General features: G+C 41.5%; 16 protein-coding genes and 1 riboswitch. Of the genes, 11 read left to right on the top strand and 5 right to left on the bottom strand.

The features are described from left to right. Window positions 1–3 precede the first annotated feature (3 nt). The 6 genes from ACSSTM_RS09540 (at window position 4) to ACSSTM_RS09515 (ending at window position 8,837) form a co-directional block, all read left to right on the top strand. Window positions 4–2,091, top strand: a complete 2,088-nt coding sequence (locus ACSSTM_RS09540) for a cellulose biosynthesis cyclic di-GMP-binding regulatory protein BcsB (RefSeq protein ID WP_095285984.1) — start codon at window positions 4–6, stop codon at window positions 2,089–2,091. 69 nt (window positions 2,092–2,160) lie between these two features. Then, a riboswitch (cyclic di-AMP (ydaO/yuaA leader) is annotated at window positions 2,161–2,305 on the top strand. 112 nt (window positions 2,306–2,417) lie between these two features. Beyond that, the gene (locus ACSSTM_RS09535; protein ID WP_034663998.1) at window positions 2,418–4,244 is read left to right on the top strand and encodes an APC family permease; all 1,827 of its coding nucleotides are present in this window, start codon (window positions 2,418–2,420) and stop codon (window positions 4,242–4,244) included. Window positions 4,245–4,314: 70 nt separating this feature from the next. Further along, the gene (locus ACSSTM_RS09530) at window positions 4,315–6,036 is read left to right on the top strand and encodes a pyruvate oxidase (RefSeq protein ID WP_034663997.1); all 1,722 of its coding nucleotides are present in this window, start codon (window positions 4,315–4,317) and stop codon (window positions 6,034–6,036) included. 195 nt (window positions 6,037–6,231) lie between these two features. Further along, window positions 6,232–7,827 carry a ribonuclease YeeF family protein gene (locus ACSSTM_RS09525; RefSeq protein WP_420735137.1) on the top strand — a complete coding sequence of 532 codons (1,596 nt, stop codon included), beginning with the start codon at window positions 6,232–6,234 and terminating at the stop codon, window positions 7,825–7,827. 14 nt (window positions 7,828–7,841) lie between these two features. After that, window positions 7,842–8,351 (top strand): hypothetical protein, encoded by a 510-nt coding sequence (locus ACSSTM_RS09520; RefSeq protein WP_095286240.1) that lies wholly within the window; start codon window positions 7,842–7,844, stop codon window positions 8,349–8,351. 261 nt (window positions 8,352–8,612) lie between these two features. Continuing rightward, entirely contained in the window at window positions 8,613–8,837 is a 225-nt protein-coding gene (locus tag ACSSTM_RS09515) for a hypothetical protein (protein WP_034663989.1), read from the top strand. 40 nt (window positions 8,838–8,877) lie between these two features. Here the strand turns inward: ACSSTM_RS09515 and ACSSTM_RS09510 are convergent, their stop codons facing one another. The 4 genes from ACSSTM_RS09510 to ACSSTM_RS09495 all read right to left on the bottom strand — a co-directional run bounded on the left by ACSSTM_RS09510 (window position 8,878) and on the right by ACSSTM_RS09495 (window position 11,641). Further along, on the bottom strand, window positions 8,878–9,141 hold the full coding sequence (locus ACSSTM_RS09510; protein ID WP_034663988.1) for a hypothetical protein: 264 nt from the start codon (window positions 9,139–9,141) through the stop codon (window positions 8,878–8,880). A 98-nt stretch (window positions 9,142–9,239) separates the two neighbouring features. Next, window positions 9,240–9,809 (bottom strand): GNAT family N-acetyltransferase, encoded by a 570-nt coding sequence (locus ACSSTM_RS09505; protein WP_095286238.1) that lies wholly within the window; start codon window positions 9,807–9,809, stop codon window positions 9,240–9,242. Window positions 9,810–9,879: 70 nt separating this feature from the next. Continuing rightward, on the bottom strand, window positions 9,880–11,157 hold the full coding sequence (locus ACSSTM_RS09500; protein WP_034663985.1) for an Nramp family divalent metal transporter: 1,278 nt from the start codon (window positions 11,155–11,157) through the stop codon (window positions 9,880–9,882). Window positions 11,158–11,380: 223 nt separating this feature from the next. Then, window positions 11,381–11,641: a GlsB/YeaQ/YmgE family stress response membrane protein gene (locus ACSSTM_RS09495; RefSeq protein ID WP_034663984.1), complete on the bottom strand. Its 261-nt coding sequence runs from the start codon at window positions 11,639–11,641 to the stop codon at window positions 11,381–11,383. A 157-nt stretch (window positions 11,642–11,798) separates the two neighbouring features. Here ACSSTM_RS09495 and ACSSTM_RS09490 point away from each other — a divergent pair, with 157 nt between their 5' ends. After that, window positions 11,799–12,629: an EcsC family protein gene (locus ACSSTM_RS09490; RefSeq protein ID WP_095286236.1), complete on the top strand. Its 831-nt coding sequence runs from the start codon at window positions 11,799–11,801 to the stop codon at window positions 12,627–12,629. 25 nt (window positions 12,630–12,654) lie between these two features. Here ACSSTM_RS09490 and ACSSTM_RS09485 read toward each other — a convergent pair whose 3' ends face one another. Next, window positions 12,655–13,752 carry a DctP family TRAP transporter solute-binding subunit gene (locus ACSSTM_RS09485; RefSeq protein WP_437404148.1) on the bottom strand — a complete coding sequence of 366 codons (1,098 nt, stop codon included), beginning with the start codon at window positions 13,750–13,752 and terminating at the stop codon, window positions 12,655–12,657. Between the two features lie 67 nt (window positions 13,753–13,819). Between ACSSTM_RS09485 and ACSSTM_RS09480 the strand changes: the two genes are divergently transcribed. The 4 genes from ACSSTM_RS09480 (at window position 13,820) to ACSSTM_RS09465 (ending at window position 18,746) form a co-directional block, all read left to right on the top strand. Further along, complete coding sequence (locus ACSSTM_RS09480) at window positions 13,820–15,439, top strand: ATP-binding protein (protein ID WP_034664453.1); 1,620 nt, start codon at window positions 13,820–13,822, stop codon at window positions 15,437–15,439. Next, window positions 15,436–16,119: a response regulator gene (locus ACSSTM_RS09475; protein ID WP_034663980.1), complete on the top strand. Its 684-nt coding sequence runs from the start codon at window positions 15,436–15,438 to the stop codon at window positions 16,117–16,119. Before ACSSTM_RS09480 ends, ACSSTM_RS09475 begins: the two co-directional genes overlap by 4 nt. A gap of 124 nt (window positions 16,120–16,243) precedes the next feature. Beyond that, window positions 16,244–17,512 (top strand): C4-dicarboxylate transporter DctP, encoded by a 1,269-nt coding sequence (gene dctP, locus ACSSTM_RS09470; protein ID WP_034666695.1) that lies wholly within the window; start codon window positions 16,244–16,246, stop codon window positions 17,510–17,512. A 211-nt stretch (window positions 17,513–17,723) separates the two neighbouring features. Then, on the top strand, window positions 17,724–18,746 hold the full coding sequence (locus ACSSTM_RS09465; RefSeq protein WP_268495856.1) for an AI-2E family transporter: 1,023 nt from the start codon (window positions 17,724–17,726) through the stop codon (window positions 18,744–18,746). Window positions 18,747–18,756: the final 10 nt, after the last annotated feature.

Below are 18,756 nucleotides of genomic sequence, written 5' to 3'. Positions count from 1 at the left end.
AAATTGAAATCGGTCAAATGGATGATTTTTATATTAGCGCTATCCCTTGCTATTCAGCCTTTTTTCATGGCAAGTCAAGCAATGGCGCAATCCAATCGAGTACAAGTGAAAGACGATTGGGTTCGCTCATCAAAAGGAAGTCAAACAGAAACGCAGCATCTATCAGAAGATGTGGTGACTTTGTATGGACAAGAAGACCGCACTGAATTTTCCTATCAAATGGAGAAAGAAAAAGTAGAGTCTAGCACTCTTACATTAAATATAGAGGCTTCACCATTACTCATTTCGCCATCGTCTTTCACAGTGATGATCGATGGAGAGATTGAAAAGACAATCCCTGTATCAGGGAAAAACCAAAAAAAATCGATTCAAATCAAATTGAACAAAGCGCAATTGAAAAAAGGATCTCATCAAATTCAGCTCGCATTTTATGGTGTGTTAAAAGAAGGTGTGTGTATCAACCAAGAGACACCTGCCAATTGGCTGAAAGTATATCCTGAAAGTGAGCTGGCGTTCAAAGGAGCTCAAACGAAAGACGTGACGTTAGACAGCTTCCCTTCACCTTTTATTCCATCAGGTGAGCAGAAAGAACAAACAGATATTGTGATTCCAAATACACCGGAAGCGGCTGAATTAGAAGCGGCTATGAAAATCTATCGTACGTTGAAAAACAAAGACCGTCTAGCAGACCTCAAACTCGTTCAAGAAAAGGACCTCAAGCAAATTGCGCATCCAACCATTGCTGTGGGAGCAAAAGGAAGCTGGAAAGGACGAATGAAATCAATCGAGCAAGCGGCTGGAATTAAAACAGAAAGCAATCAACTTACGTTAGCGGTGAGAACCCTGACAGCAAAGAAAAAAGAACAGCCCATTTTATTTGTCTCTGCTAAGCAGCCAAAGACAATTGCTGAAAAAATCAGTGTCCTGACTCAACCTGAACTGACGGGTCAGCTCACTGGTACCGACCTGCTGCTGCAAAAGGTGACAGCTAATGCTTCTAAGCCATCGCATCATATTCGTTTAATAGATTTTGGCGGAGATGATGTCACAGTTGGAACCAAAAAGACGGCATCTGATCACTACTATTATCCGAAAGCATTAATCGCTCAACAAAAATCAGGTGCAAAACTAAATCTATCATTTAAAAAATCGGATCCAGCGAACAAAGCGGAACGTCTAACAGTGATGATCAATAACGAACCGCACGACATACCGTTAACAAAACTAGGAAACAAAGATGAGAATGGATTCTATCATGTGTCCATTCCAGTAGACTCGCAAGTGCTTCAAAAGAACGAGTATGTGGACTTGCAATTTGTCACAACGGGTTTTAAAAGCATGGAATCGTGCAGACATACGGATGAAGAAGGCTGGATTTACATTGACAAGAACAGCTCTCTTCAAATACCAGAAGGAACAAATAGTGATACACCGGATTTAGCCGCATGGCCGCTTCCTTACACTTCAAAAACACAGCAAGGAAACACATTGATCATCATGCCAGATCAAATCAAGCAAGCAACGATCAATCAAATGGCGATGCTGACAGAATCATTTAGTCAGCCGGAAGCTGCTCAATATCATTTGATCAAAGCATCGAATGTGACAAATGAACAATTGAAAAAGAACTCTCTCATTTTCATCGGGGGCATCCAGACATTCTCTCTTTTAAAAGAAAAAGCAGACGATCTCATCGTTCCAGCGAAAAAGGGTCAATATGATGTATCCTCATTTGGCATGATCAACGAAACCACAGCTCGTATTGTATGGACGCAGCCATCTGTATGGAATAAAGAACAAACAATGACCGTTTTTGCAGGAATGACGGCAGCTGACGCTGATGTTTCAAATGATATGATACGTTTCCTTCAAACAAATACGGAGACCGCAACAGTTGCAATAGAAAGCAAAAACAAAGAGATGTTCTCTAATCATCAAACAGTCACCAGCACAACAAATGATCTGAAAAAAGGTGAAAAGCAAGGCGATGGTGAGTCTTGGATTTACTTTGCGTGTATCGCTGTACTGATCATTTTTGTGGTGATGATGATTGTTTATTTCGTACGAAAAAATCGCAAAAAAACTGAGTGATAAACGGTCAAAAGACCTTGAAAAAATCTCTTTACTTTGGTGTCAAACGGGAGTATGATCTCTTTTATAAAAGACCAATCGCTGAATCATTTCGATGAGCGGGGGAACCAATTGTGGTGGAAAGCACCACGTGGGGTGAATCCTTTTTAGGTAGGGCAAAGTCTCATGCGCCCGAATCCGTCAGCTAACCTCGTAAGCGTTAAAGAGAGCAAAGACCAACCTGTGATCTAAACAATAGGCACAGGGGCATTCTATTGCCTCTGTGTCTTTTTGGCGATCCATCTTTTGTAATTTAAATCGTTTGACACTAAAGGAGCGGGCATCACATGTACAGTTTGATGAAGCGTATTTTAATTGGTAAACCATTAAAATCACAGGCAGCAGGAGAACAAAAACTATCAAAAATCAAAGCGTTGGCATTATTGTCATCAGACGCATTGTCATCAGTTGCATACGGTACAGAACAAATTTTAATTGTTCTTTCCGTGGTTAGTGCAGCAGCATTTTGGTACTCACTCCCGATTGCAGGTTGCGTATTAATTCTTTTAATGGCGTTAATTCTATCTTACCGCCAGATCATTTATGCTTATCCAGAAGGCGGAGGGGCATATGTTGTCTCTAGCAGAAACCTAGGTGAAAAACCAGGATTGATCGCTGGTGGGTCATTGCTTGTAGACTATATTTTGACTGTAGCAGTGAGCATATCAGCGGGTACTGATGCCATCACATCGGCTTTTCCAGCACTATATCCATATCATGTTTTGATCTCAATTGTATTGGTCATCGTGATTATGGTGCTCAACCTTCGTGGATTGACAGAATCGGCATCTATCCTGGCTTATCCTGTATACTTGTTTGTATTTTCACTCCTTATCTTAATTGGAGTAGGTGGCTTCAAATTATTAACAGGAGGCGTACCGCCAGCACCTGAGCATGCAGCGGTAGGCACACACGTACAAGGCATTACATTATTTCTGTTATTAAAAGCTTTTTCATCTGGCTGTTCTGCTCTGACTGGAGTAGAAGCCATTTCAAATACCATTCCATCCTTTAAAAAACCAGCTGCTCAAAATGCAGCAAGAACATTATTGATGATGGGTGGATTACTAGCCGTTTTATTTGTGGGGGTCACATTGCTTGCATTTGGTTTTGGCATCTCACCAAAGCCAGAAGAAACGGTTGTATCACAAATTGCATCAGACACTTTTGGACGTACGTTTTTCTATTACGTGATTCAGGCTGTCACAGCGCTAATCTTAATATTAGCGGCAAATACCGGCTTTTCAGCCTTTCCTTTATTGGCTGTCAATTTAGCAAAGGATAAATATATGCCGCGTATGTTTACTGTAAGAGGAGACCGGCTTGGTTACTCCAATGGCATTATCTTTTTAGGCGTAGCCTCTATGCTGCTCATTTGGTTGTTTGATGGGAAAACAGAACACCTCATCCCGCTATATGCTGTCGGTGTGTTCATTCCATTTACCCTGTCGCAGACCGGCATGTGTGTGAAGTGGATTCGAGAAAAACCGCAGGGCTGGAAAACGAAAATGCCAATCAATATAGTCGGAGCACTGATTTCTTTTACAGTTTTCATGATACTCATTTTGACCAAGTTCCATCTCGTATGGCCAGTATTTGTTTTCATGCCTATTGTTCTATTTATCTTTCATTCCATTAAAAAGCATTACCTGTCTGTTGGAGAACAACTGCGTTTATTGAATGAAACAGAGCCTGTTGAGATTAAAGGGAATGTGGTCATCGTACCGATAGCAGGTGTAACACGTGTCGTCGAACAATCTGTCCAATATGCAAGGTCTTTGTCAGATCAAGTCATAGCGGTTCATGTATCCTTTGATAAAGAAAAGGATAAGAAAATTGAAGAGGATTGGGAAAAACTAAACAGCGGTGTACGGCTTGTGATGCTGCATTCTTCCTATCGAAGCCTCATTCACCCGCTTGATAAATTTCTTGAAACCATTGAGGCAAAAGCAAATGCGCATCAATATAAAGTGATGGTGCTCGTGCCTCAATTTATCCCGAAAAAAAGATGGCACACCATTTTGCATAATCAATCTGCCTTTTTATTAAGATTCCGCCTTTTATGGAAGCGTGATATTGTGGTGGCGACCCTCCCATATCATTTTAAAAAGTAGCAAAAGCAAGTTGAAACGTTTGATTAAAAGGATGCGGTGGTATGGAGTAAGAAAAAAGGAGTTTTCTCACATGCCGCAAAGAACCGCAGGAAAAGAAGTAACAGCGCTACTGGAAGAGTGGGGCGTGAAACATATTTATGGAATGCCCGGCGACAGCATAAACGAATTGATTGAAGAACTTAGGCATGAATCAAGCCAAATACAATTTATACAAACGAGACATGAAGAAGTGGCAGCACTTTCAGCGGCGGCTGATGCCAAACTAACAGGTAAACTCGGTGTCTGCTTATCAATCGCTGGACCGGGTGCTGTCCACTTATTAAATGGACTATATGATGCAAAAGCAGATGGTGCACCAGTTTTAGCAATTGCAGGACAGGTTGCTTCGGCCGAAGTAGGAAGAGACGCATTCCAAGAAATCAAATTAGAGCGGATGTTTGATGATGTCGCTGTCTTTAATCAGCAGGTACAGACGGCAGAAGCGCTGCCTGACTTATTGAATCAAGCCATCAAAGCAGCTTATACCCATAAAGGTGTGGCAGTTCTCACCGTATCGGATGACTTATTTTCTCAAAAAATTAAGCGTAAACCCATTTATACATCTCCTCTTTATGTTGAGGGAGAAGTACGGCCAAAGAAAGATCAACTGCTAAAGGCAGCTCAGCTGATTAACAATGCGAAGAAGCCAGTCATCTTAGCAGGTAAAGGATTAAGAAATGCAAAAGAAGAGCTTCTTTCATTTGCAGAAAAGGCAGCTGCTCCTATCGTCATCACACTCCCTGCAAAAGGGGTTGTGCCAGACAGGCATCCATACTTTTTAGGTAACCTAGGTCAAATTGGAACGAAGCCGGCATATGAAGCGATGGAAGAATGTGATCTCTTAATTATGCTTGGAACCTCCTTTCCATATAGAGACTACTTACCAGAGGACACGCCAGCCATTCAACTGGATATTAAACCAGATCAAATCGGTAAAAGATATCCAGTAGATGTGGGAATCGTGAGCGACAGCAAGAGTGGTTTGCATGAACTGACTTCCTACATTGAATATAAAGAGCAGCGTGGTTTTCTTGAAGCTTGTACAGAGCATATGATGAAGTGGCGAGAAGAAATGGATAAGGAAAAATCCGTTGCTACTTCACCGATTAAACCACAGCAAGTCATTGCTAGATTAGAAGAAGCAGTCGAAGACGACGCTATTCTTTCAGTTGATGTTGGTAATGTGACGGTCTGGATGGCACGTCATTTCGAAATGAAACAGCAGGATTTCATTATCTCCAGCTGGCTTGCCACAATGGGCTGTGGTTTACCTGGTGCGATTTCGGCTAAGTTAAATGAACCGAACCGACAAGCCATTGCTGTCTGTGGTGATGGAGGCTTCACAATGGTCATGCAAGACTTTGTGACAGCTGTAAAATATAAGCTCCCGATCGTTGTCGTGATCTTAAACAACAACAATTTAGGAATGATTGAATATGAGCAACAGGTAAAAGGAAACATGAATTATGGTATAGAGCTGGAGGATATTGATTTTGCTAAGTTTGCAGAAGCATGTGGCGGCAAAGGAATCTCTGTGTCATCACATGAAGAATTAGCGCCAGCCTTTGATACAGCCCTTCAATCTGATAAACCAGTCATTATTGATGTCACTGTCGCCAATGAACCCCCGTTACCTGGAAAAATCACGTACACCCAAGCAGCAGGCTTCAGTAAATATTTATTGAAAAAATTCTTTGAAAAAGGTGAGCTGGATATCCCTCCACTCAAGAAAAGCCTCAAACGCTTTTTCTAAACACAAGGTAGTCGGTCTTCTGAAAAGAAGGCTGACTTTTTTTTGTGATGATTAGGGAAATCATTTCAATTGTCACTTGCCTTCATCTCTATTAAAATATTTGGAAATTAATTTTGTAACTTAAAGCCTATTTTTCCAATTCGATGAGAAAGGTAAAATAGACTTTATGATCAATAATGGAGGGAGTGACTTCTTCTGGGCAAGATACTTGATGCAAAAGCACTAACAAGTGCCACGGACACAAGGGCAAAACACTACCAGGAACTCCGCGAACAAATGGTAGATTTAAAAAAGACACTTCAAGGCATGGCAAACCTCGGTGATGATTTCACTGGAAAAGGCGCCGACAACATTAAAAGCTTTTATAAAGAGCTGGCTGGAAATGTAGACATGTTTATCAGCTTCATTGATAAGCAAAAGGCCTTACATGAAGGTGTTTCTGGGACACTCGATGATACAAACTTTGGCGGCGATACCTTCGTAGAAGAACACTTTTTAGACAACGCAGTACATATGGGCATCAAAAACGCCAAAAGCATTGTAAAGGATCAAAAAAAGGCACTTAAAACCATTTTTCAGGACATTGATGACCTCATTTCTCTAGAGGTATTTGACAGCAAAACCTTTGATGAAAAAATTGCAAATGCAGAAGATGAACGAAAAAAGACAGTAAAAGACCTAAGAGAGCTTGATCAAAATTTAAAAGATGAATATGCTTTGTCAGAAACGGAGCAGCAAGCTACAATGGCATTGTACGCGGAAATGATGAATGCCACAAATGACGGAAAAGCGATTTCGCCTATGAATTTTGACAAGAAAGCGTATCAAAATAGCGAAATCTACAAGGCAAAAAGCGATATTGAGAAGCAAACTGCTGAATATCTCAAAATTAAAAAAGAACAAGAAGAAGCTAGAGAAATCGCAAAGGAACAAGAAGCACTCGCCAACCGCCCTTGGTATGAAAAAGCACTTGATTATGGTGGAAATATCGTGAATGAACTGACTGGTGTAAACGATGCAAAACGCGCCGCAACGGGCGTTGACCCGGTCACAGGCGAAGAACTTACCGCAGGACAGCGCGTCGCCGCAGGCGGCATGGCAGCAGCAGGTTATATCCCAATCGTCGGTTGGGCAGGCCGCATTTTCAAAGGCGGGAAAGCCGTTTATAAAACAACTCAAGCCACCTCGGCCGCAGTCAGAGCAGTCGATATTTACAAGACATCGCAAAAGTCTTTTGACGCCCTAAAAACATCCCAAAAAGGCTTATATGGCCTCACCGCCACCAACGGCTTCAGCGAAGCGATTACGGGGCGAGATATGTTTGGAAATAAGGTCTCGAAAGAACAGCAGGAAGCGAGCATGAACGCAGCGCTTGGAATGCTTTTGCCGTTTGGGGCGAAAGGGTTTCATGGGAAGATGGGGGTTAAAAGTACTGCTAAAAATGTAGATAATGGTACAGTGTGGAGGAATATAAAAGTTACTCAACCACTTTATGAAGGTACAAAAATCCCAAAATCTTTTGAATTAGCAACAGCAGATGGAAAGTTCTGGGTGCATCCAAATGGAACAAAACATATGGTTGAGTATATAACAAGAGATGCTACTACACATGGTATGCCGATAAATAGTCAAACTTTATTGTCGAGTTTCCAAAGCTCTGTTAACAATGCTGCTAAGCAAGGAATTAAATATGAAGAAATTATGAAGGTAGGTAATTGGGAATTAATATTTAGTAAACCCCGGGGAGACGGATTACTACCAGTAATAAAGCATGCTGTGTATATGCCTTAAAAGGAGAAATGATGATGTTAAAAGTAATAGATTATAAAGACAGCCAACCTATAAACATTGAATATGATCTTTATACACCGATTAATATAGAATTTGGTAGTTGGAATATATCAAAAGAGCCAACGATATATTGGAGAACTGGAGATTTAAAGAAATCTTTAATTGAAATAGGTTTAGGGAAATATACAGGTAATATTCGTTCAATTACACTAACGTTAAGTGAAAATGTACACAAAATGGAAAGTTTGAAATTAGATATGGGAGATATAAATATGGTTAAAGGTGTACCGAGTTTTCAGATAGAAGAATCTAATGATAATACCTATATAGACGAAAAAGGTAAATTAGACGTATATATAGGGAAGGATAGGGTATTAATTTCATTCTCAGAAAATGATGCAGTGTCTATTTTACAAAATGATACAGTAGGATTTGTTTTGGATAAAGAAGAAGTAGTTTGTGGTATTATCATAAGTGGTATGTTAGAACATGAAAAGAAAACATTAGAAGATGCATTGAATTAAAGTATTATGAAATACAAAAACCTTGATGGCTAAATGTCTTTAAAGGTTTTTTGTGTTTATCGGAGTTTAGAAAATGATTCGATAGTGATGAATATGGTGAAGGAACTTTGATTTATTAAAAGAATCTTTGGAATAAACGTCACATACAAAACTAATGGTTTATATTATTTCAAAAGGTCACATGAATTATCAGTTAAAAAAGCTTAAAATGAGAAGAAATCAAGTAGAAATCATTACAAATTGAAAAGGAGAATAAAAACCATGCTATGGATCCTCACACAAAACCAGCAAACTCTAATTCATGTCCAAGAAATCACAGTAAGCGGGAAAAAAATTGAAGGGATGATCTTGGGAAGTACTTCTTGGGCAAAGATGCTCGGCAAGTATGACTCAAATGATCGCGCAGCCGAGATTCTTCAAGACATGATGAAGACGATTGAAGAACATCCAAATGCCACGATTACATACCGAATGCCGCTTCAATAAAAAAGAAACCACCTTTTCATCGCGAAAAGGTGGTTTTTGTTTAGGATGGTGTTTTTCCAAAGGCTAAGAATAAAGGGATGCCTGTGCCGACAAGGGTTGTGGCAAATAGGAACATACCGCAAATAAATAGAAAATGGCTGGCTGAAAAGACGAGTGCCAGAATGAGAAAAACGATGCTGAGTCCTACCATGCTATAGGATGGGACAAAGCGGCGTTTGTAGGTGGCTTTTTTTGTTAGGAATGAGAAGAAAATACCAAATACCAAAGGGACAATCCATAAGTAAAATAAAATAATAAGAGACATACATCATACCTCGATTTTTCCTTCTATTTTATCAGATGCCGATCACAACGGATACTACAAAGCTTCACTTTGTAAAATAATTCATGCAATCGACACAATTAAGTGGGCTGATTCATCGAATACGTTTTTTGTTTCATATATTCAGGCTGTAAAAGGGCGTACACACAATGATCGGTAAAGCGATTGCCCAGCCATTCACATTGCCTTAATATTCCCTCAAGCGAAAAGGATAATCTCTCTGCAATGCGTCTGCTTTTCTGATTGTCGACAGCAGCCCTAATCTCAATACGGTGCAGTCCGCACTCTTCAAATAAATAGCGAATGACCGCTTTGCAGGCTTTTGTCATGGTGCCTTTTCCTTGATAGCCTTCTCCGAGCCAATAGCCGATTGAAACGGTCCTATTGATCCAATGAATTTGATGGGTGCCAATGATGCCGACGAGTTCTCCATGTGACCAGATGCCCGCTTGAAAACCGTTGTTCTGCATCGCTTGCTGCATGGCGCTTTGGATAAACGCCATACTGTCTTCCTCTGTCTGCGTTGAATCCACCCAAAGCATCCATTCACGTAAATACTCTCTCGACCGCTGAATGAGCAAATACAGACTTCTTGCGTCTCTTGGCTCAAGCAGCCGCATGGATATCTCTTGATCCTGATAAACAAACATGAACCCACATCCTCTCAGGGGAATTCTACCATAACCAAATGGAAAGAAAAAGACAGCTCAACACTGTCTTTTACATAAACGTATCTACAATTAAGAAAAGATTAAGTGCTACAACAAGAGCTGCTATCACCCAAGATATTCCTGTCACCCAGCGGGCATTCGTTAATTCGCCCATAATTCGCTTTTTACTTGTAAATAAAATGAGCGGAATTAAAGCAAAGGCAATACCAAAGGATAAGACGACCTGACTCATCACAAGCGCGGAGGTCGGGTTCACCCCAGATGCAATGATCGCAATAGGGGGAATGATGGTAATCAGCCGGCGGACATATAGCGGGATTCGGTATTGAATAAAGCCCTGCATAATGATATCGCCTGACAGTGTACCAACAGAAGAGCTGGATAGTCCGGCTACAAGCAGACCTACACCAAATAAGATGGCTGATACAGGCCCTGCGAGTGTACCAAAATGCTGAAACGCAACATCCAGATCTTCAACAAAGAGACCATTTTTATAAAATAAAGCGGCTGCCACAATTAACATGCTGGCATTGATGGCCCCGGCGACTATCATCGCAATGAGGATATCTAAAAACTCAAAGCGGAAAATCTGCTTTTTCTCCTTTTCCGTTCTGCCGACGACTCTTCTTTGGGTTAAAGCTGAATGTAAGTAGATTGCGTGAGGCATCACAGTGGCACCTAAAATTCCAGCTGCAAGCAGCACGCTGTCTGCGCCATCAAATTTTGGAATGAACAGTCCGCCAGCGACACTTGCGATATCTGGTTTGGCGACAAAGGTTTGCACAGCGAAAGCGATCACGACAACGAACAGCATGCCTGTAATACCTGCTTCTAATGCTCGATAGCCTCGTCTTTGCAGCTCTAATATCGCAAATGAACCGATAGCGGCGATAATAGATGCTTCAAGCAGAGGGATTCGAAAAAGCAAGTATAAACCAAGTGCCGCCCCGATAAACTCAGCTAAATCCGTGGCAATAATGACGAGCTCTCCCTGAATCCATAAACCGATTGAAACGGGTTTTGGAAACTCTTCACGTGCGATTTCAGGTAAGTTTTTACCTGTCGCGATTCCAAGCTTTGCGGATAAGGACTGGATGAGCAAAGCCATGAGATTTGATATGAGAATGACCCATAAAAGGAGATATCCGTATTTGGAGCCAGCCGCAATGTTGGTGGCGAAATTTCCTGGATCAATATATGCAATGGCTGCGATAAAAGCAGGGCCGAGAAAAGGAAGGAGCCTTCTAAATCCTTTGACCTTTCCTTCAAGTGCACGCTCAGCTGCCGCTGACATGTGTGCCTGTGCCTCAATGTATTTGTTTGTCATATGTCATCACCTAGATTCTACAAAGTTTTGCTTTGGCACAAAAAGTTTCCTTGATGCAATTTTTAATCATCATATGCCCATCTTCATGAAAAGTCAACTATCTGAACTAATAGGTTTGTTTATCATATGTAAGTGAAAAAAATAGATACCTTGTCAATCCATCACATAAAAAACACCGCCTCTTAGACGGTGTCCCTACTGCTTCCTCTGTTATTCGTTTTCTTTAAGATACCCTTGATCCCACACTGCGGAAGATCAGGCTTAAGATAATGACAAAGATCGCTGCTCCTAAGATTGCTGGAAAGATCGCAAAGCCTGCCAGACTAGGACCCCACGTTCCAAGTAATCCATGACCAATCCAAGCACCTGCAAGCCCGGCAATCATTGAACCGATCCATCCTCCTGGTACACTGCCTCCAGCGAGTGCACTGCCAATAAGGCCGATGACAATCGCCACAACTAATGAAATCAGAAATCCTAACATGTTGATCACTCCTCTTTTTGTTTGTGTATTAAGCAATAACCGTTTTGAAAAAGTTTCAAACCTTTCGAAACCGCTTCAATGTTCTATACGTATGATGGACAAGGATTGTGTATAATAACAAACAAATACTTGAGCGGCATCTAAGGAGGCAAATGGCATGGAGGAAAAAGAGTGGCTAAAAGCACAATTAAAGGAGATTGAACAGTGGGAGAAAGACCAGCAAAAGGTATGGTTTTGGGAGAAACTCAGCCGCCTTCCATTTCAAATGCTGGACAAGCTGACGCCTGCCTTTATTCAGAAAAAAATCGGTGTGCTGCTTGATGAAATGGGGCATTACATTCAATCAGGCGGTGCCTATTTGACATCAGAAAAAGGCATCATCCATCAATTTCAAAAGAAATGTGCTGATGATTCCATTCAGCGCATAGAAGATATTGAAAAAGCTCCTATTGAAATCATGGATGCCATTAGTGAACATATGGGGAAAAACAGGACGAACCTCGCCACGGTACAAGGTGCGACAACTGGTGTCGGCGGTATGTTTACGCTGGCAGCAGATATTCCTGCGGTACTGGGTCTCTCCCTTAAAACATTACAGGATATTGCCGTCACCTATGGCTATGATCCTAAAAACAAGAAAGAGCGGGTCTTCATCATTAAATGCTTACAGCTGAACTCTGCTGATGTGGTTGGGAAGAAATCTATATTAAAAGAGCTGAGGAGCTATCAAGCTTCAGAAGGAAAGCACGAAAACATGATTTCCCAAATCCAAGGGTGGCGTGAAGTGGTGTATAATTACCGGGATTCGTTTGGCTGGAAGAAGCTGTTTCAGCTTGTTCCCATAGCAGGCATTTTGTTTGGCGCAGTTTCCAACCGCTCACAACTAAAAGGTATTGCCGAAACAGGCATGATGCAATACCGAAAGCGAAGAATTGTCACAAGATTAGAAGAGCTCACGCAGCAAGAACAGAGTGAATCTGGTGCATAAAAAATCCCTTTCTCAAAGGGATTTTTTATTTGGTCTCATCCTCATCTTGAAAAGCATGGATAGGAGAATGTTCATAACGCGCACGCAGCTCGCGAATCTGCTTGATTAGGGTGGAACCAATGGTTTTTTCGGCTTCCTCATACAAAGGATCGAGGGCTTTCACCCATTTTTGTCTTTCTGCTGGCGTCAATTCATGAATGGCAATCGGCGATTCCCGTTTAATGTCCTCCAGCTGATCTTTGTTCATCTGTTCTGCATGTTTTTCATTCCAAGCTGTTGTTTCTTCCATGGCTTCAAGTAAAATTCGTTTCGTTTCAGGTGTCTGGCGTTCAAAGAAGGATTGATCTGTTAAGACCACATAGCCCAAATACCCGTGATTACTGATCGTCATATAGTCTTGTATATGATAGAATTTTTTTGAATAAATATTTGAAATGGTATTTTCTTCACCGTCTACTTTTTTTGTCTCTAATAGCTGGAACGTTGAATTAAACGATTCCTGATAGGGCTTTGCGCCAAGAAGTTTGAATTGTTTTTCAATCATATCGCTTTGCATAATGCGGAGAGATTGGTTTTTTAAATCACCAGGCTGTTTGATTGGACCTTTATTAGAGGTGATTTGCTTAAAGCCATTTGTCCAATAGGCCACTCCCTTTAGCCCGTCTTTTTGCAGGGTGCCAAACAATCTTTGTCCAATTGCACCGTGTAGGCCTTCTTGAACCGCATCATAATTAGAAAAAGCAAAGGGAAGGTCAAGAGCCAGCCACTCAGGGGACAGCATGCCGAGCTTCGAGGTAGACGGGGCAATAAATTGAACTTGATTCTCTTTGAGTGCATTAATTTCTTCTATATCAGAATAAAGACTCCCGTTGGAGAAAATTTGAATGCTGATCTTCCCATCAGATTTTTCGTGCACAAGCTCAGCAAATTTCTTTGCGGCAAGTCCTTTTGGTGTATTATCTGCCACGACATGGCTAAATTTGAACACAAGCTGATCCTTCAGCCCTGTCTGTTCATCATCAAAGGTCGTCGCTGATTTTGGCATCATATGATAAAAACCAAAGTATAAAGCGGTTACAAAACCGATTATGAGCAATAGTGTATAGGCGAGTAAATTCTTCATGCGTCCGATCCCCCTTATGTCAAGCATACTTGACCGAGGAAGAATTCGTAAAGATACAGGTGAAAAAATGATGAGAAATCGATTGAAATTACAACAATTATCTATTAGATGGAAGCTCACCATCCTCACATATTTCGTTGTCATTTTCGCCCTTTTAATCGGAGGAATTGTCCTTGTTGGGGGAATCCAGCAAACAGAGGAACGAGAGCTTCGAAAAAGGCTCATGAACACGGCGAGAACAGTGGCTGAGATGAATGAGGTGAAGCAGGCGTTAGCTGATCAAACAAAGGAACGTAACCGATTACAGCATGCCATCGAAGAGATTCGGATTATTCAAGACGCTGACTACATTGTCGTCATGGATATGGATCATGTGAGATTAACGCATCCGGTAAAAACAAGGATTGGTCAGCGCTCGGAGGGGACAGATGAAGAGCCTGCTTTTGCAGAGCATATTTATTTCTCAGAAGCAGAGGGAGAGCTTGGGACAGCCATCAGAGCCTTTTATCCAGTGAAGGATGATCAATTTAATCAAACAGGGGTTGTCCTTGTAGGGAGAACGCTGCCAAGTATGATCGATATATTAGGAGAAATGAAGCGGGATATCCTCATGATCCTTCTGCTGACGCTCAGCTTTGGGCTTGTAGGCTCATTTTTGCTCGCCCGTCATATTAAACAGCAAATGTTTAAGCTGGAGCCGCATGAGATTGTCAGAATGCTAGAGGAGCGCACCGCAACCTTTCACTCTATTAATGAAGGGGTCATCGCCATTGACAATCAGCACATGATCACCATTTTTAATGAAAAGGCGAAGCAAATTTTTGGTGTGACAGGGGATGTCGTAGGCCGGAATATTTGGGATGTGCTGTCTGACACAAGACTCCCTGAGATCATTGATCGCGCTGAACCCGTTTACAATGAAGAAATTCATATGAGCGGAAAGCGGATTATGAGCAGCCGGATTCCGATTGTCATGAAAAAGAAAATTATCGGAGCGGTCGCCATTTTTCAGGACCGGACAGAAGCGGCAAAATTGGCAGAGGAGTTAACCGGAGTCAAGAACTTTGTTGACGGTCTGCGGGTGCAAAACCATGAGCATATGAACAAGCTTCATACGATTGCCGGGCTGATTCAGCTTGGTAAACCCGATCAGGCGCTCGATCTAGCCTTTCAAACGACGGAAGAACAGGAACATGTGATGGACTTTCTTCACCGCGTCATTCAGCATGATGCCGTTGCGGGATTATTGATGAGCAAAATCAGAAGGGGCAAGGAGCTAGGCATAAAGGTCGAAGTAGACGAACATAGCTGTCTGCGTGATTTCCCTGAGCGTTTAGATCAGCATGATATGACGAAGCTGCTTGGCAATCTGATCGAGAACGCCTTTGCCTCGTATGATACTGTAGAAAGAAACACAAAACGCATTTCTATTAGTATTGATCAAACCGAGGATGTCCTCGCGATGTTAATTGAAGACAATGGCTCCGGGATTGAAGAGGAAATGATTCCTTATATTTTCGATAAAGGTTTCACATACGGCAAAGAAGGCGGAACAGGCTATGGTCTGTATATTGTAAAAACGATTATCGATAAAGGAATGGGAAATGTAGAAGTCACATCAAGCATCGGCATTGGTACCACCTTCTCAATCGAATTCCCAATGACAATAGAGGAGAGAGACAGATGACTCAGATTAAGGTGATATTAATTGAAGATGACCCGATGGTGCAAGAAGTGAATAAAGAGTTCATTAAGAGTGTTCCTGGCTTTCAAGTTGCGGCAGTCGCAGGTAATGGGGAGCAGGGCATCCAGCTGATCAAAGAAATTCGTCCAGACCTTGTTGTCCTCGATGTATATATGCCAAAAAAAGATGGCGTGAAGACGCTTCAAGACATTAGAAAGCAAAAGATACAGGTGGATGTGATCGTTATTTCTGCGGCAAAGGACAAAGAGACCATTGGCATCATGCTTCAAAATGGTGCACGAGATTATATCATCAAGCCGTTTAAGTTCGAACGTATGAAAGAATCACTTGAAAACTATAAAGCGTTTAAATCTAAAATTCGCACAGCAGCAGAATTTTCTCAGGAGATGCTGGATGATATCATACGAAAGCCTGCTGTTAAGCAGGAGGATACTTGGCTCCCTAAGGGGCTGAATGTGCATACGATGAATGAAATTAAAGCCTATATGGGCTTGCAGGAAGGCCCGCAGTCTGCAGAGGAAGTTGCCAATGCACTCGGCATTGCCCGTGTCACGGCACGCCGGTATTTAGACTTCTTAGTGAAAGAAGGCGAGCTGAATTTAGATATGCAATATGGCGGGGTTGGCCGGCCTGTCAATAAATATATCGTACATTCTGACTAAGAGACCAAAAAGACCAAAATGTACGATATGTTCATAAGCTTCACAGCCTTTGATGAAATCGCTATCATTTATCTACAGATAATAGTTAAGCGTTTACATCAAAGGGTGAGGGAGTTGATTTTTTATGAAGAGGCTTTTGAAGAACCTGACATTTCAGGTGATTGCAGCTGTCATTATCGGAATCATTGTCGGGATGGTTTGGCCAAACGTCGGAAAAGAAATGAAGCCGCTTGGTGACACCTTTATCAATGCCGTTAAAATGGTCATCGCGCCAATCATTTTCTTAACCATTGTTCTTGGTATTGCCAAGATGGGGGATATGAAAAAGGTTGGAAAAGTTGGGGGAAAAGCATTTATTTATTTTGAAGTCGTCACGACGCTTGCTTTGGTCATCGGTCTTTTTGTGGTAAATATCATGAAGCCAGGTGCAGGTCTGGACTATAGCAAGCTTGAAAAAGGGGACGTTTCACAGTATACCCAAAATGGGGGACAGGGTATCGACTGGATGGAATTTGTCACACACATCGTGCCTTCTAACATGGTAGACGCCTTTGCGAAGGGTGATATTTTACAGGTCTTATTCTTCTCTATTTTATTCGGTGTTGCGCTTGCTGCACTTGGCGAGAAGGGGAAAGGAATCATTGAGTGGCTTGATAAGCTGTCACTTGTTTTCTTTAAAATCATTGGATATATCATGCGTGCTGCGCCGCTCGGTGCATTTGGGGCAATGGCTTATACGATCGGACACTTTGGTTTGGCATCGATTAAACCGCTCGCAAGTCTGATGCTCTCCGTTTATATGACCATGTTCCTGTTCATCTTCGTTGTGCTGAACATCATTTGTAAAATGTATGGCTTCAGCCTGTTCGGTTACCTGCGATTTATCAAGGATGAAATTTTAATTGTTCTTGGCACAAGCTCATCAGAATCCGTGCTGCCAAGAATGATGGATAAAATGGAACGCTACGGGTGCTCTAAGTCTGTGGTTGGTCTTGTCATCCCAACAGGGTATTCCTTTAACTTAGATGGAACCTCGATCTACTTATCGATGGCTGTGGTCTTCTTGGCACAAGTGTTTGGTGTAGACTTGTCCATCGGTCAGCAGATCACCATCATCCTTGTCCTAATGCTCACATCAAAGGGAGCGGCTGGGGTGACAGGAAGCGGATTTATCGTGCTGGCTTCTACACTCGCTGCACTACAGGTCATTCCGCTGGAGGGGCTTGCACTGCTGCTTGGGGTAGATCGATTCATGAGCGAAGGAAGGGCCATTACAAATCTTATTGGAAATGGAATTGCAACAATCGTTGTTGCGAAAAGTGAAGGTGAATTTGACGAAGCGAAGAGCAAAACAGCACTTCAAGAAATGCGCAATATGAAGCAGGCTGTATAGTATAAAAACAACCTAAAAACCGAAACCTTATGTTCTACATGGGGTTCGGTTTTTTCTTGTGCTGAAAAGAAAAAACATTAAAGCTTGATAAAATTAAAACGAATCGTAAGACCTTATTGACCTTTTATTATATAATTTACAGAAAGATCCGATATAATGTATATCAGATCCGATGAAAAATAGACTTTAGTCCTGGCAGGTGTGTAACGTAATGGCGGCATTTTTTAAATTGTTCGAAAAACCCGGTGTTAAGCGGTTTTCTGTATTTGTAGTATTAGCCACAGCCTTATATCTATTAAGAGGAATGATGAATTTAATTCTCTTGACCTTCATATTCACCTTTTTGATGAATCGGTTAGAAGAGGTCATTAGAGGTTTTTTAAGTCACTTCCTGAAAATAGGACAGAAATCGGTTATCACCATTTTGTATATTCTTTTGGCTGGTGGATTGACGTTTGGCGGATTCGTGTTTGTGCCAATTATCGCCAAACAGGTGGAGCAGCTATTTCATTTAGGAAAGAAAATTGCAGATCATCCACAAGATTTACCCTTCTTTGATGTCATCACCAACGTATTCGGAGATTTTAAAATATCAACTTACTTTGAGAAAGGGTTTAATTTCCTCTATACATACTTAACAGATTTCAGCACGTTTAGTATCCAGGTCATTATGTCCTTAATATTAAGCATGTTCTTCCTGTTCGAAAAGGAACGCCTCATTCAATTCATGAACAAGTTCAAAACGAGTAAAATCTCTGTGTTCTATCATGAAATAGCCTTCTTTGGACGTAAATTTTCCAGAACGTTTGGAAAGGTACTCGAAGCACAGTTTATTATTGCAACCGTTAACTGTGTCTTAACAACCATTGCGCTAGGCATTATGGGATTCCCGCAATTATTTGGATTAGCGGTCATGGTCTTTTTGCTAGGCTTAATCCCAGTAGCGGGTGTGGTCATCTCACTTATTCCACTCAGCATCATTGCGTATACCCTTGGAGGCGGCATGTATGTCCTTTATATTGTGCTGGTGATCGTCATCATCCATGCCATTGAAGCCTACTTCTTAAACCCGAAACTCATGTCAGCAAAAACAGAACTCCCTATTTTCTTCACATTTATTGTGCTGATCTTCTCTGAACACTACATCGGGATTTGGGGACTCATTATTGGTATACCAATCTTTGTGTTTATCCTAGATATTTTGGAGGTCACCAACAAGGAGGAAAGTAGTTAAAAAGTTCATT

Origin of the sequence: Bacillus sp. RK1064 (assembly GCF_051488405.1) — a bacterium.
GTDB lineage: Bacteria > Bacillota > Bacilli > Bacillales > Bacillaceae > Bacillus.
The sequence above is the reverse complement of the archived record's forward strand: the minus strand, read 5'-3'. Positions and strand labels throughout refer to the sequence as shown.